Source organism: Treponema sp. SP13, from assembly GCF_050938355.1.
In the GTDB taxonomy this organism is placed as follows: domain Bacteria; phylum Spirochaetota; class Spirochaetia; order Treponematales; family Treponemataceae; genus Treponema_D; species Treponema_D socranskii.
Window position 1 is genome coordinate 202,600 of record NZ_JADOVM010000004.1, and the last position, 15,648, is coordinate 218,247.

Below are 15,648 nucleotides of genomic sequence, written 5' to 3' on the forward strand. Positions count from 1 at the left end.
GCACCGCACTTCTTTCGTACGAGTTTGTTTTCAACAAACTCGGGTTATTAAACGTGTGCGCTCGCTTGAAACGTCGGAGCGAAGCTCCTCGTTGCGAGAAGCGCGCACGGCTAAAAACTTTTTCGGAAATTGATATTTCCCGCAAAAGTTTTTATTAGGAGGAGCTATGTGTCACGAATGTCACTGTCATGCATGCTGCAAAAGCGAACACGAGCATGGACATACACACGGACATGAACATGAAGAAGAGAGCGAATTAAGCGTCCGTGAAATCGTCATTGCGGCGGTGCTGTTCGCACTCGGTTTAATCGTCGAACACGCGCATCCTTTCAGGGCGATCGATGTTTCGCTCGGTAAATTCGCGTCGGCGGATGAACTCGTTTCAATCGTACTTTTGCTCGCAGCATACCTCGTGTGCGGCAGGAGCGTCGTCATCGACGCGGTAAAGAATATTATTAAAGGAAATTTCTTCGATGAAAAATTCCTGATGAGCGTTGCGTCTCTCGGAGCCGTCGCAGTCGGTCAATATCCCGAAGCGGTCGGCGTCATGCTGCTCTATCAAATCGGGGAATACGCACAGGACAAAGCGGTCGACAAATCGCGCGATTCGATTCAATCGCTCATGGAAATCAGGCCGGACAAAGCATTCGTAAAACGCGGCGATAAAATAATCGAAGTATCGCCCGACGATGTGAACGTCGGCGAAACCATACTCGTGAAGCCCGGAGAGCGCATTCCGATCGACGGCACGGTCGTACAGGGAAAATCGTTTCTCGATACGTCCGCCCTTACCGGAGAAGCGGTGCCGCGACGCGTATTCGTCGGAAGCGACGTTATGGCGGGCGCGATCAATACGGACAGCGTGATCGAAATCGAAACGACGAAGATCGCCGGAGAATCGGCCGCCGCGCGCATCATCGAACTGGTCGAAAAAGCGCAGGAAAAAAAAGCGAAATCGGAACGCTTTATCACGCGGTTTTCAAAAGCGTATACGCCTATCGTGTGCGTAGCGGCGGTTTTGCTTGCGCTCATTCCGTCCCTCATCACGGGTGATGCGCACACGTGGGTGTACCGCGCGCTCATCTTTCTCGTCGTTTCCTGCCCCTGTGCGCTCGTCATATCGGTGCCGCTCGGATTTTTCAGCGGCATCGGAACGGCGAGCAAAAACGGCATCCTTATCAAAGGAAGCGAATGCGTCGAAACGCTTGCGCGGACACAGACGGCGGTATTCGATAAAACGGGAACTTTAACAAAAGGCGTATTCGCCGTCACGGGAGTTCACCCGACGGACGAAGAGCGCATACCGGCAGACGAACTCATCGCAATCGCGGCGCATGCGGAAACCTATTCGAATCATCCGATATCGAATTCGATCAAAGCGGCGCATTCCGGAGCATGCTGCAATCTCGTAAAGATCGCCGATGCGGAAGAGATAAGCGGAGAGGGCATCAGCGTCGTCCTCGACGGAAAGCGCGTACTTGCCGGCAATATGAAACTCATGGAATCGCACGCGGTAGAAGGCATCGTTCCGTGCAGCTTAAACGATTTCGGAACGGTCGTACACGTCGCAGTGGACGGACTGTATGCGGGACACATCGTCATAGCCGATCAAACGAAAGACGACGCGGCCTTCGCCGTCAAAAAGCTCCGAAAACTCGGCGTCAAAAAAATCGTCATGCTCACCGGCGACAACAGAGAAACGGCGGAAGAAGTCGCATCCGAAATCGGAGTCGATACCGTTTTTTCGGAACTCCTTCCCCAAGATAAAGTCGATAAAGTGGAAGCGCTGCTTGCAGAGCTCGGCAAAAAACCGCGGCGTTCGACGCTCCTCTTTGCCGGCGACGGCATCAACGATGCGCCGGTGCTCGCGCGGGCCGACACGGGGATCGCGATGGGCGGACTCGGAAGCGATGCTGCGATAGAATCGGCGGACGCCGTCATCATGACCGACGAACCGGCAAAGATAGCGGACGCGATTTCGATTTCACGGAAAACCGTACGCATCGTCACCGAGAATATCGTCGTTTCGCTCATCGTAAAGATCGGCATCATGGCGCTCGGCGCGTTCGGTATCGCAAATATGTGGACTGCCGTTTTCGGCGATACGGGTGTAGCTCTCCTCGCCGTAGCGAATTCGATGCGCGTCATGCTGTGGAAAAAGCGAGGGTGATGAGGCCGATTTCCCACTCCGCCGTTTTTGTGCTATACTCCGTCTATGATTCGGCTTGTCGCTTTTCTCGGAAATTACGGGCGCACATACGAAAATACGCGCCACAACGCCGCGTGGCTTTTTGCGGATTCATTGCCCTTTGCACATCGTCTTTCGTGGCAGCATAAATTCAAAGGCGCTTTTTGTTCGCTCGATGCATCCCGCCTCGCTTCTTGGGCGGAGGAATATCACCTCGGCACTTCAAACGCCCAAACCGCTTCCGACGCGATATATTTTTTAAAGCCCGAAACTTATATGAACGCGTCGGGCGAAAGCATCGGTGAACTCGCAAACTTTTACAAACTCACGGCGGATCACATACTCGTCGTGCACGACGAGCTTGAACTTCCGGCAGGCACGATCAGCTTAAAGAAAGGAGGCGGACTCGGCGGGCACAACGGGCTCCGTTCGACAAAAGCCGTTTTAAATACGGCGGATTTTTGGCGATTCCGCTTCGGCATCGGGCGGCCGGATAATCCCGACGTAGCCGATTACGTGCTCTCGCCTTTTACAAGCGACGAGCGCATAACGATGGCGCAAACGTTTAGCGCAGCGGCGATCCCGTTTACCGAAGCAATTCTTTCAAACGATCCGGTAAAACTCGTCGCGGCGTGGGGTAAGAAAAAAGTGTCCGCCGACTGACACGGGCGGAGGCGCGGTATCGCTCCGTACCCTCACCGGCAATACATTAATAGATTCAATTTCGAGTTTTCTAAAACTCGAAATTTTCCAACTGTTTCATGTATCTATGGATGGCGAGTTTTGAAAATAAATAAAATTATGCTTACAGCGAAGTTGCGACCGTATACCAGAACTGCTTGACGTGTGCGGGATGCGGCGTAACAGCGGGAGACACGCGTGCGACTTTGTGCGTTCAGCTTGCGCAAGTTTTGCTTTAAAAGCACAACCGGAGCGTAAGCGGGGATTCCGCTGTGAGAGCCGCGTTCACATGCGTCTACAAAGATTGTATGCCGGTCATTTTCGCCGAAAGCATATCTTTTGCTAATATTTTCAAAACTCGACATTTGACTTAATAATTGTTAAGGATTATACTATGAGCGATATACAAAACGATACAAGCGCAGACAAAACGGCTGCGGCGTACAAGCGGCTGTACGAAACGATACGAACGCTTCGCGCACCGGGCGGCTGTCCGTGGGACAGAGAGCAGACGCCGCTCACGATGCGGCGCGATCTGATCGAAGAGACTTTCGAAGCCGTCGACGCCGTTTCGACAGGGGATGCGGCGCATGCAAAAGAAGAGCTCGGAGACGTCATACTCAACGCATCGATGATCGCGTATATGTACGAACAGCAAAACGATTTTTCCGTCGCGGAAGCTTTGGATGAACTCACCGATAAATTGATACGGCGGCATCCGCACGTTTTCCCGCAGAGCGAAGGCATGTCGGAAGTGACGGAAAAAGTGACGACAGGCGAGGAGGTTTTAAATCAATGGGACAGGATCAAAGAAAATGTCGAAGGAAGAAAGAGCGTGAAAACGATCCTCGACGAAGTGCCCGAAGGCTTTCCTCCCCTCCTCCGCGCGTATAAGATGCAAAAAAAAGCGGCAAAAAAAGGCTTCGATTGGCAATCGATCGAAAGTGTCTCGGCAAAAGTGTACGAAGAACTTGAAGAAGTGCGGGAAGCATCCCAAGCGCTGCAGGATGCAAAATCTGCGGACGACACATCCGGCTCACAGGCGGCAGCCGGTACACATACGGCATCCCCGCCGCAAAGCGCACCGCCCGCTCGCATGAGCCAGGCCGAACGCGCGGCGCTACACCTCGAAGAAGAATTCGGCGATCTCCTCTTTGCCGTCGTCAATTATATGCGGCACTCAGGTGTCGATCCCGAAACCGCGATGGACAGGGCGAACCGCAAGTTTTACAGGCGTTTTGCTTACGTCGAAGAGCGGATGACAAAAGCCGGCATTCCGATGGACGGCGATCACCTGCAAGACGAAGATGCGTTTTGGAACGACGCGAAAAAGGCAGGACTGTAACCGAATGCAACGGGAGCGACATCGGATCGCCGAACCGACGGTTATAGTAAGCGTTTAAAAAACAGCTTGTATCGTAGTCATAGCGTATTCATTCTATCATTTGATGATAGTAAATAAAATAATGTTTATTTTATTGCAGATATTTTTATCGAAAAATCCTTTTTCGGACGGAGCGGTTTTGCGATCCGGCCATCCGCCCCTCGCTCACGCTCGTTCCGTTCGCAGTATCCGCACTTGAGGCGGCTTTCGCAAAAGGAAGCGAACGGAACGCTTCGCGGTGCTCCTGTCCGGCGTAGGCCGAACGAAAAACTGCGCCGTTTGAAGATATGGCAATAGTGCGATCGAGCGAAACTTCACACACGTTATCGGCAAAACTCATGCGACGGAAAAGAACAGCGACGCGTACAGGTACAGCGTCCCCAAGAGCATAAGGGCGTTGCCGGCGGCATGCATGTATTTGACTTTACGTAAGAGAAAAAAGGTACATCCCAAACTGTATAAAAGACCCGAAACGACGAGGTAGACAAAGCTCCGCAGCGCTTGTTCGAGGTAAAACCGTCGCATGAGAAAGAGCCCTGTCCAGCCGATGACAAAATAAAATACGATATTGACAATTTTTAACTCGCTGCCCCATACCGCATACAGCACGATACCGACGATCGCAGTTCCCCACACGAGACCGAACAGCACCCAGCCTCCGACGCTGCGCGCGAAAATCAATATAAACGACGTGTATGCGCTTCCGAGCACGAGAAAGACAAAACAGTGAGCGAGACGATCGAACACTTCTTTTGCACCCTCCGGCACGAGCGCGTGGTGCAGCGTTGACATGATATACATGACGATCATCAATCCCGTACTGCAGACAAATGTGGAAACGTAGAGCACGCGGAGCGCGCCGTTCGCATGGGTTAGAGCGCGGTCGGCAAGGACCGCGGTCGCCGCAACCGATACGAGCGCGCCGAGTCCCTGTACGATCGCGCTGGAGATCTCTTCACCGAGCGAAAAATGCCGTTCCTTTCCGCGCAGTTCGATGCGGCGTTTTTCCTGCGCTATTCTGCGTTCGGCGCGACGCTTCGCCCGTGCGCTTTTCGCATAGTCGTCGGCGGCGTATTTTGCGCGCAGCCGTTCGGGATCCTTTGCGTATTTGATATTTATTTCGCGGATTTCCGAATCGTAATTCGCTTTTATCTGTCTGATGCGCTCTTTCTTTTTTGCGTTGATCGATTTAAGCGTCGAACGGCGTACGGCGCGCGACGCAGCGTTATCTTCCCGTGTCATAGCGCCATTATAGCAGAGGACGCGCCGGTGCGCAACGCCGAACCGGCGGAAAATATTAATTTCTGCCGAACAAACGCAGACTCCCTTAACCCGCGGAGTCCAGATTTCCGTTTTTATTGTATTTATACATCTTCCAATGCTTTTTATCTTTTGCCGCAACAAACGCGTCTTTTAATGCCTGGGGGGAAGTAAAATTCCTGCAGTTGCCTTCGGTGACACCGGGGCGTTCGGTAAAGAGTTCGCATTCCCCGTTATCGGCTGCAGTCCGTTCCGGCAGCGCGGTAAAGATTTTTATAAAAGCGTCCGCATTTAAGAAGTTGCTGTAGCAATGGAGCTTTTTCAAAGAACTCAATCCGCTTGCATCGAGCGAAGCTAAGCGGTTGTCTTCACAATGCAGTTCTTCCAACGCAGCGCAATTTTCCACATTCAAAAACGCAAGCCGGCTCTCACTGCAGTCAAGAGTCTTCAAAACACCGAGGTCTCTCACATTGAGGGACGTAAGCGGATTTCTTTTGCAGTCCATGTATTTCAATGCGCGTAAGCCTTGGACGTTGAGCGAAGTAAGTCGATTGTCACGGCAAATGAGCTGCTGTAAAGAAGTGCAGCCCTGCACATTGAGCTGCGTGAGCTTATTTCCGTCGCACGCCAAGTAGTCCAAAGAGCGCAAACCCTGCGCGTCGAGTACGGTAAGATCGTTTCCCGGACAGTAGAACTTTTTGAGCGGCAACCCCTGCACGTCAAGGGAATCGATGCCGTTGGAAGCGCAATAGAGAAGTTCCAAAGGCAAGCCCCGCACGTTGAGCGCTTTAATCCGATTACCGTTGCAGTCGAGCTGCTTTAAAGAACGCAATCCCTGTACATCGAGCGCTCTGATCCGATTCCGAGTACAGCCGAGAACCCGGAGCTTGGACAACCCCTGCACGTCCAAAGACGTGAGGTTATTTTCCTGACAATGCAGTTCCTCCAAATCTTTCAGACCCTGTACGTCGAGAGAGGTAAGCAGATTACAACTGCAGTCAAGTTTTTTCAAAGAAGGACAGCCCCGTACATTGATGCCGGTAATATGATTAGGATAATAATCGCCGCACTGCCATTCAATGTTCCAGCGTCCGACATAGAATTCCGTAATGTTTTTTACCCGAAGCGTAACCTTTGTGCTTTTCGGATACAGATACAATTCTTCCGCTGCCGCTTCTTCTGCCGTCAGTTGTTTTTTCCATTTGAAGCCTTCCAGTTTTATAGGAGATTTATCGGCGGTTATCACTTTAATTTTAATTCCCCTCGGCTTATCGGGATCGGCCAATACATCGGAATGCAGGATGAGCGAAATGCCGTCTTCGATTTCCTGTGCGGCTTCCTGCGCTTGGACATAGACGGTCGTATCCTCATCAACGGAGATATCTTGATAATAACCGTTTAATTCCGGTCCCGTTTCGTTCCCGATCCGCCAAAGACTAAACTCCCAGCTATCGTCATAATTTACGCACCCATCCGCATCTGCAAGAATACCTGCCCATGTAAGACCCGCCGGTACGGTAAAAGAATTTTTTATAATACGTACGTGTTCTCCTCCGCGTACGGTAATCGTAATATGAGACGCTGAAGAATCGGAAGGCGGTACACAGCCAAGCGTGCTCAAGATAAATGCAAGCGCCGCGATACAAAGGGCGTTTCGCGTATTCATTTTTTTATCCTCCGTGCCGAAAAAACCGTACATCGCCGCTCGCATCTCCGATTCACGCGGCCCCGAACTTTGTACGTACCCATTACACATTAATTACATTAAATCTCAACCATACTTTTGTCTGTATCAATCTTATACATCGTCCACTTTTTTTCATCTTTTGCTTTTTCAAAGGCTGCTTTCAAGTCCGGAGAATTTGTAAAATCTTTGCAGTTGCCTTCTGAAACACCTTTTTCTTCGGTGTACAGATAGCAGTACGCATAAATGATCGACTGCGGTAAATCGCTAAAGAGCTTTGTAAATGCTTGTGCGTCAAGCTTATTACTCAAACAGTCTACCCCTCTCAAAGCGGTACAGCCTTGCACGTTAAGAACAGTAAGCTGATTTTTACGGCAGTGCAGCTTTTCCAAAGCTGTACAGTCTTGCGCGTTAAGAGCGGTAAGCAGATTGCCGTAACACTCCAGCTCTTTCAAAGCCCCTAAGCCGTGCACGTCAAGAGAAGTAAGACGGTTGTCGTAACAGCGCAGCGTTTGCAAAGCCCTTAAACCTTGTACCTTAAGCTCGGTAAGCTGATTGGCATCGCATTCCAGTTCCTCCAAAGCGGTACAGCCTTGCACGTTGAGCGCGACAAGTTTATTGTTTTTACAGGACAGATTTTGCAAAGTCTTTAAGCCGTGCACGTCAAGCTCGGTAAACAGGTTGTCGTTACACCGCAGCGTTTGTAAAGCGGTTAAGCTTTGCACGTTAAGAGCGGTAAGCTTATTGCCGCTGCACCACAGACCTTGCAAAGCGGTCATGCCTCGCAGGTTAAGAGAGGTAAGCTCATTGTTGCGACATTCCAGCTCTTGCAAAGCCGGCAAGCCCTGCACGTTAAGAGCGGTAAGCCGATTGTTGACACACTCCAAACTTTTCAAAGCGGTTAAGCCCTGCACGTTAAGAGAGATGAGTTGATTGTTGTCGCATTTCAGCTCGGTGATATCGCCTTTCAGCGTTACCCTTGTGCCTTGTGCATGCAGTTCGGCTTCGGTATCGCTTGTAAGCGTCGTTTCTTCGCAGCCTTCTACCGTAACATTACCGCCGGCGGTTTTTACCTTAACCGTGATGGTACGCTTATCGGGACTTAAGATGAATGAGACGCCGCCTTCGACAAAGGGAGCTTCGGGTAGTGTTCCCGTACCGTCGCTCGGATCTTTACACGCAGTCATTACGAACAGGGCAAGCGCCGAAACGGCAAAGAAAATCGTTTTCATTTTTATTATACTTCTCCAAAACGTTGTTTTTTCCGTTTAATATGTAATTACTCATTACCGATTACATAAACCCTGTATCTACGGTGTATGTTACAATTTTCTTTTTATGATAACTTCCTTATTGTTGCCGTCGATTTTCGGCTGTTATTAATAATAATTTTAATAGGTCTTTACCTCTCGCTGTTGTACTTACGACACTGATGATATATCTCCGATTTATTTTTGTTTTCATTTATTTTTCATTTGCGTTGCGCGATATACCCTTTCGGTATATAATATACTGTTATGCAAAACGATAAGCCGCTCATCGTTCAAAGCGATAAAACTCTCCTGCTCGACGTTCACGCGCCGAAAGCCGACGAATGCCGGAACGATTTGATTCCGTTCGCGGAGCTTGAGCGTTCGCCCGAATATTTGCATACGTACCGTTTGACGCCGCTGTCGCTGTGGAATGCGGCGAGTGCGGGTTTTACGGCTGACGATATCGCGGCGGTTTTGAAAAGGTACAGCCGCTTCGACGTACCGCAATCGGTTATTGCGTGGATGCGCGAAACGGCGGAGCGTTTCGGAAAGTTGAGGCTCGTCGCTTCTCCTTCTTCGGACGCGGAAGAATATCTCAAACTCGAAACGGATTCAGAGCGCATCTACCGCGAACTGTGCGCAAACCGATCGCTTGCAAAATATTTATCAATCGATGAAGACGGCGGCCGTTGCTTTCGTGTCCGCCTCACCGACCGCGGCACGGTAAAGCAGGAATTGATAAAGACGGGCTGGCCGGTAAAAGACGAAGTGCCGCTTGCAGACGGAGAAGCGCTCGATATCCGCCTGCAGAAAACGACGTCGAACGGCTCTCCGCTTATCGTCCGCGAATACCAGATTGAAGCGGCGAAAGCGCTCGTCGGGGACAAAGGCCCCGGCACGGGATTCGGCACGATCGTGCTTCCGTGCGGTGCCGGCAAAACGATCGTCGGCATGCAGATCATGGATATGCTCAAAACGAGTACGCTCATCGTTACGACGAATATTACGGCCGTCCATCAGTGGATCGCGGAACTCATCGACAAAACGAATCTCACTGCGGACGATATCGCCGAATACACGGGCGCAGAAAAATCGATTAAGCCGGTGACTGTCGCGACGTATCAGATATTGACGTGGCGGCCGGAAAAAGACGGACCGTATCCGCACTTTTCTCTGTTTCGAAAACGAGCGTGGGGGTTGATACTCTACGACGAAGTGCACATGCTGCCCGCTCCCGTTTTCCGCGTCGTTGCGGAATTGCAGGCGGTGCGCCGCGTGGGGCTGACGGCGACGCTCGTGCGGGAAGACGGCTGCGAAAGCTATGTGTTCAGCCTCGTCGGGCCGAAGCGTTACGACGTTCCGTGGAAAGAACTCGAACAGTCCGGCTGGATCGCCTCTGCGGAGTGCATCGAAGTGCGTCTCGATTTGGATGCCGATGAAGAGATCCGATACGCCGTCGCAAACGCGCGCACGAAGCATCGCATCGCAAGCGAAAATCCGATAAAGGATCGGGTCGTACGGGAAATTATCGATCGTTTTCCGAAGGATAAAATCCTCGTTATCGGACAGTACATCGACCAGCTCGAAAAGCTCGCGCGTATGCTGCACGCTCCGATCATCACCGGAAAGACGCCCGTATCCGAACGCGATGCGATTTACGGCGAGTTCCGAAGCGGCAAGCTGCACGTACTCGTAGTGTCGAAAGTCGCAAACTTTGCGATCGACCTGCCGGACGCATCGCTCGCGATTCAAGTGTCGGGCACTTTCGGAAGCCGTCAGGAAGAAGCACAGCGGCTCGGGCGCATACTCAGACCGAAAGAACGCACGGCGCGTTTTTTTACGCTCATCACGCGGAACACGGTCGAAGAAGACTTCGGTGCGAACCGGCAGAAATTTCTCGCGGAGCAGGGATATTCGTACCGCATTGTAAGATATCGCGACGAAAGCGATTTCGATGAAATTACGGAAGAGGGCTTATGCTGAACGAATCCGATAAAAAACGGCGCACGGCTTTATGGCAAGCCTCTCTTGCGATGCTCCCCGACAGCCGCTTTTTCGATATACTGCGCGCTTATCTCGGAAAAATAAAAACGCCGTACAACAAACAAAACCTCATCGAACAGCTGTCTTCTTTTTTTTGCAGGGAGCAAAACAGAAAAAATCTCCTCGCCCTGCTCGACGACTTCGACGAAAAAATCATCACTGCCCTCATCCTCATCCCCGAAGCGCCGCAAAAAAAACTTTCGGATTTTTTTTCCGGAGAATACGTTTCTTCGGAAATTGCCGCACGGATTTCAAATCTCACCGACAGATTAATAATTTATAAAGACGAATCGGACAAAGACTGCTCCGAACGTCTGTACATAAATCCGCTGCTTGAAGATTTGCTTGCTCCTCGTATCGATATCGCGCGCATTATCCCCGAAGCGCAGTACGCATCCCGCACGGAAGGCGGAAGCTTTTCGATTTCGCCCGAATTTATCGCCTCCGTCGTTTGCTATATTGCCGAAAAGCCGGACCTTTGCAAAGCGGACGGCAGTTTAAAAAAAATCAATGCGGCGCACTTGAAAACAGTGTTCGCCTGCGGAACCGCCCCCGTTCAAACGCTCATTACCGCATTATTGAATTTGTCGCTCGTCAAACGAAACGAAAACGGCATATCCGTCGATTACGCGCGATTGCTTTCGTTCGCGGATCTTTTTCCGAAAAAGCAATACGCATACCTTGCGGCTGCATCAAGCGCTTCGCTCGATCGGGAAGGACTTCGCTCGTACGCCGAACTCGTTCTCGACCTTGCTGCATCCCTTCCCGGTTCAGGCGTTACGAAACGCACCCTCCTCAGATGTATGTCGCTGCTCGGAAGTTCCGAACGGACGCAAAGCCGTTTCCGTGCGCTCATCGATCGGTCGCACGGCAAAAACGACGACGGAAGCGATGCGCGGCCGCCTTTTGAACGCATCGTCGATGCTGCGGAAACGTTCGGTCTCTTTTCCGTCGCCGGAAAGACGAAAGAAGGAGATGCGATTTACCGCGTCGGAAAAGCGCTTTCGGATGAAGAAAAAACGAATACGAGCGCACGATTCGTTTCGATCAATTCGGGCTTTACGGTCAGGCTTTTGCCGGGGCTCCCGCTCAAAACGCTTTTGCCGCTGTCGATTTTTTTGCGCATCGTCAATTTCGATACGACGGTCGAATTCGAAATCGATAAAGCGTCGGTGATCCGAGCCTTCGATTTCGGATACACGGCCGAGACGATCTGCTCGCTGCTCGAAAAATACGCCTCGCACGGCATTCCTCAAAATCTCCGCGTCAGCATCGAAGACTGGCAGCAGCTCTATTCGTCGGCGATTTTGTATACGGGCTACGTTTTAAAACTCGACGAAAAGAATTCGAAGCTCATCGAAAAAAATCCTAAGGCGGCACGCTTTATTCAAACAAAATTGGCGGAGGGAATCTATCTCTTGAACATTCGGAACGATGAAGATGCGGCGGCATTCGGTAAAGAGGCGGGCTTCGATTGCATCGGAAAAATCAATAATCTCGACGCAGAGCAACGAAGTATCGAATCATCCGCACGAACGAAAAGCGACACAGCCGACCGTACGCCACCGTCATTTCCACCGATCGGAAGTGGTGAAAACCGATTCAAAAACATTCGGAAAAAGAACGCCGCCCGCCCCGAAAAAAAACAGCGCGACAAACTGCTTTCGGATCTGCACCGCACGCTCGCTTCGCTCGATCTTTCCAAAGTGCAAAAAGAAAATCTTTCAGCCCGAATAAACAATAAAATCATTTTGTCGGCGGAACAGCTCGGCAAAGATACCGTTCGCTCCGAAGGTGCCGAAGCGGGCGGCATGGATTTTCTCGGCAAAGTGCGTCTCGTTGAAAGCGCGATCGCATCCGGCGACATGATCGAAGTGCGTATGCCGAAAGCTGACGGTTCGGCAAAACTCGAAACGATTTTGTGTACGCCGCTTTCGCTTTCAAAAGCGAGCGGAGATGCGGAAACGACCGTGCGTATCGAAGCGACAAAAAAAACGGCGACGCTTTCCGTCGGCAGAGCCGCCAATATAAAACTTATTAAGACTTCGATTTTTTAATAAACATACCCCGATGCAAAACAATAAAGCCGCCGGCCGGCAATTGCCCCCTCACACACAAAAAACCGCCCTCAAGCCGAAGCTTTTTCCGACTTGAGAGCGGTCAATCCGTTTTTCAATGTGTAATTGAATTAACAATTATACATTACCAATTAAAACCATTACCCGTTCCTCACGGCGTTATTGCCACAATCGTGCCGAAGTCTTTCCAGCCTTCTGCGGTTCGGTAGGCGCTTTCGGTGCCGGAAGGCACTTTAAGCGTTGCGGATGCGATGGGCGTGCTTCCGCCAAACACATTACCGCCCGCTGCAATATCCGGCGGGGTTGCCGCTCTGCACGTTACCGTTGTCAGGGCAGGACAGTGAGAAAAGGAATACCAGGTTATCTGTTTAAGTGTTGAAGGCAGTTCGACTGATGCCAAATTATTACAGCTCGAAAGACAGTAGCCGTCAAGAGCTTTTACGTTTTCCGGCACAACCATCGAAGTCACTTTTAAGCCGTTCATTGAATTGTCGCCGATAAATTCCAACGAGGTCGGCAGCACAAGCGTTGCAATGTTTGGGCAGCCGGTAAATACATAGGCTTCAATACGCTTTAAGCTGCCGGGCAGCGTTATGGTTTGCAGTGCGGGAACATCTCTAAAAGACCCTCTTTCCAACTTTATTACGCCTGGAGGAACGGAGTAAGAAGCATCCGTTTTAGCGCGCGGATACCAAAGGAGTACGGTTTTATTGTTATTATCATTGTTAAAGAGCACGCCGTCTTGGGAAGAAAGGTAAGCATTATCGGGTGCGACCGTTACACTTTGCAGGGTAGTTCCCCAGTAGCCAAGTTCCTCTACGCCCGTTACCGTGTAGGTTACGCTGTTGTGTATAACCTCTTTCGGTATGAAAAGCGTAGTTCCCGTGTACGGCGGATGAGTTCCGGGACCTGTCTTGGCAGTTACGCTCACCTTTCTCTGGCCGGGCGTTTTATCCGTTACGTGGTAGCGCACGCCGGCTTCTGCAAAGTAGTCTGGTATGACGACGGCGGGCGTTACGGTAATGGTACCTGAAAGGGCGGTTTGTCCGCTTGACGTATCGGTTATCCGTATTTTCGTTGTACCGGCGTTGATGCACGTTACCGTGATGTTGCCATGACTGTTCAAGTTTGCCGTACCGAGCGAGATGATACCCGCCGTTTCAGGCGTTGCCGTGTAACTGCCCGAGCCTGCCGTTACCAGCTTATAGGTAAAGCTTTGCCCCATCTCCTTGGTAAACTCCTGATCGCTCAGCGCGAGATCGGCTCCCGTATATTTGAACTTTACTTTGATGTTTGCATCCGCCGTTACCGTGTGGTTGTACGTTTCGTTCGCTCCCGCTTCGGGTATGTCGCTGCCGCCGTTTGTCCACTTGTCTACGGCAAAGTTGGTGTTGGCGGGCGTCGCGGTAAAGACGACGGTTTTACCCTGTTCGACCGTATCGCCCGAACTGATTCCGCTGCCGTCAACTTTTGCCGTGAGCGTGCCGTTTCCGCCGTCCACGCTGAAATTGATAGTATAAAGCAGCGCCCAGTTTGCGGTATATTCCGCATTTGCAGCGGGGAAGACTAAAGGTGAAGGCAGTGCGGGTGTCCATCCTTTAAAAACGGAATCCGCTTTTACGGGATCGGCGGGAACTTCCAAAGCTGTGCCGTATTTGCCGGATTTTACGACATCGGTCGCATTGCCTGCAATGTTACCGCCTGCAAGTTTAAAGGTTACGTTCACCGTATTGCGCTCGTAATAGAGTTTTACAACGGTACTGCCGTCGGCGGCTATCGTGCCGGCTGTCTGTACGATTCCGTTTACTTTGGTGAGAGCGGAATTGTAGGTAAAGCCCTCGTAGGCTCCGCCGGTTTTCGGCGTGTATACGACGGGGTCTCCCGATGTGCCGCTTTTATTTTCGCTTTCCGTCGGCTCTGCAGGATAGTTCCCGTCCGTTCCTTCCTGATAGTGCTTTACCGTATACGAAGCTTCGCCGGGCGGAAGCGCTTCAAAGCTCACCTTTACGTCGGCCGCTTTGGTAACGGTGAAGGCATAAGAATTCGTCGTGTTGCCCGGAACGGCAACGCCGTCTGCCTTCCATTCCTTTACTTTGTAACCGGAGTCGGGATTTGCCGTAAAGGTTACCGTTTTGCCCTTTTCGACGCTTATGGGACTCGTCTCCGTTTCCGTGCCTCCGTCCGCCTTCGCTTTAAGCGTGCCGTTCCCGCCTTCTACGCTGAAAGTAATTTTAGTAAGCGCTTTCCACTGTGCAGTGTGTGTGCCGTCTTCGGCAGGGAACGTTGCGGGAAGAGGCGGTGTCCAGCCGTCAAAGGCATAGCCTGCTTTTGTCGGGTCCGCTACCGTTACAGGTGCTTCAAACCTGCCTTTAAGTTTGCCGTCAGTAAGAGGTGTACTCGTGCCGCCTCCGTCCAAATTAAGACTAAGACTGATTTCTTTTCTGTCGTAATAAACTTTTACTACTGTTGTGCCGTCTTCGGCTATCGTTTTTTGAATTATGGGTTTTGCATTAAAGCCTTCATAGGTTTTGGCCTCTGCTTGAGTGTTTTCAGCCGGCTTGCCGTACTTGGTTTCTTCTTCCGCCTTAGTATACTCATCGCCCGTAACGTTTTGCTTATGGTGCTCTACGGTATACTTAACGGTTCCTGCAGGCTTGGCCTTAAAACTCACCTTTACCGTTACGGCTGCCGTTACTGTCACTTTTGCAGTATTGTTACCTTCCGTACCGGTACCGCTTTCAAAGCTGCCGTGTGAAACCGACCACTTGTCTACGACAAAATCGTCATTCTTCTTTGCCGTAAAGGTTACGATTTTGCCCTTTTCGACTGCATCACCCGAATTGATTTCGGTGCCCCCGACTTCTGCTTTGAGCGTGCCGTTCCCCCCGTCTACACCGAAGGTTACGGCGAACGACGTGGGCGGGGTTCCGCCTCCGTCCGAACCGCTGTCGTTCGAACAGCCTGTAAAAATGAGCGCTGCGGCAAAAAGCAAGGCGCCCGCTATAATCGGTACTTTTTTTAAAAGGGCTTTACCGAGCTCCCCCCCCCCTATACAGATGTACAGGGTTCATCTTGTT

The 15,648-nt window shown here is 51.2% G+C and carries 9 protein-coding genes; 5 read left to right on the plus strand and 4 right to left on the minus strand.

All coding sequences use genetic code 11. The features are described from left to right. Positions 1-166 precede the first annotated feature (166 nt). The 3 genes from IZU26_RS08890 (at position 167) to mazG (ending at position 4,214) form a co-directional block, all read left to right on the plus strand. On the plus strand, positions 167-2,170 hold the full coding sequence (locus tag IZU26_RS08890; protein WP_433278411.1) for a heavy metal translocating P-type ATPase: 2,004 nt from the start codon (positions 167-169) through the stop codon (positions 2,168-2,170). Positions 2,171-2,215: 45 nt separating this feature from the next. Beyond that, positions 2,216-2,851: an aminoacyl-tRNA hydrolase gene (gene pth / locus IZU26_RS08895; RefSeq protein WP_433278413.1), complete on the plus strand. Its 636-nt coding sequence runs from the start codon at positions 2,216-2,218 to the stop codon at positions 2,849-2,851. 412 nt (positions 2,852-3,263) lie between these two features. Beyond that, entirely contained in the window at positions 3,264-4,214 is a 951-nt protein-coding gene (gene mazG, locus IZU26_RS08900) for a nucleoside triphosphate pyrophosphohydrolase (protein WP_433278415.1), read from the plus strand. 375 nt (positions 4,215-4,589) lie between these two features. Here the strand turns inward: mazG and trhA are convergent, their stop codons facing one another. The 3 genes from trhA to IZU26_RS08915 all read right to left on the minus strand — a co-directional run bounded on the left by trhA (position 4,590) and on the right by IZU26_RS08915 (position 8,429). Further along, positions 4,590-5,495, minus strand: a complete 906-nt coding sequence (gene trhA, locus IZU26_RS08905; RefSeq protein ID WP_433278417.1) for a PAQR family membrane homeostasis protein TrhA — start codon at positions 5,493-5,495, stop codon at positions 4,590-4,592. 85 nt (positions 5,496-5,580) lie between these two features. Next, entirely contained in the window at positions 5,581-7,179 is a 1,599-nt protein-coding gene (locus tag IZU26_RS08910; protein WP_433278419.1) for a leucine-rich repeat domain-containing protein, read from the minus strand. A 98-nt stretch (positions 7,180-7,277) separates the two neighbouring features. Next, entirely contained in the window at positions 7,278-8,429 is a 1,152-nt protein-coding gene (locus tag IZU26_RS08915) for a leucine-rich repeat domain-containing protein (RefSeq protein ID WP_433278421.1), read from the minus strand. A 285-nt stretch (positions 8,430-8,714) separates the two neighbouring features. Here IZU26_RS08915 and IZU26_RS08920 point away from each other — a divergent pair, with 285 nt between their 5' ends. After that, the gene (locus tag IZU26_RS08920) at positions 8,715-10,433 is read left to right on the plus strand and encodes a DNA repair helicase XPB (RefSeq protein ID WP_433278423.1); all 1,719 of its coding nucleotides are present in this window, start codon (positions 8,715-8,717) and stop codon (positions 10,431-10,433) included. Next, positions 10,427-12,550 carry a helicase-associated domain-containing protein gene (locus IZU26_RS08925; RefSeq protein WP_433278425.1) on the plus strand — a complete coding sequence of 708 codons (2,124 nt, stop codon included), beginning with the start codon at positions 10,427-10,429 and terminating at the stop codon, positions 12,548-12,550. Before IZU26_RS08920 ends, IZU26_RS08925 begins: the two co-directional genes overlap by 7 nt. A 172-nt stretch (positions 12,551-12,722) precedes the next feature. On the opposite strand, the gene IZU26_RS08930 is transcribed toward IZU26_RS08925, so the two are convergent. Then, positions 12,723-15,563, minus strand: coding sequence for a leucine-rich repeat protein (locus tag IZU26_RS08930; RefSeq protein WP_433278428.1), 2,841 nt, complete (start codon positions 15,561-15,563; stop codon positions 12,723-12,725). Positions 15,564-15,648: the final 85 nt, after the last annotated feature.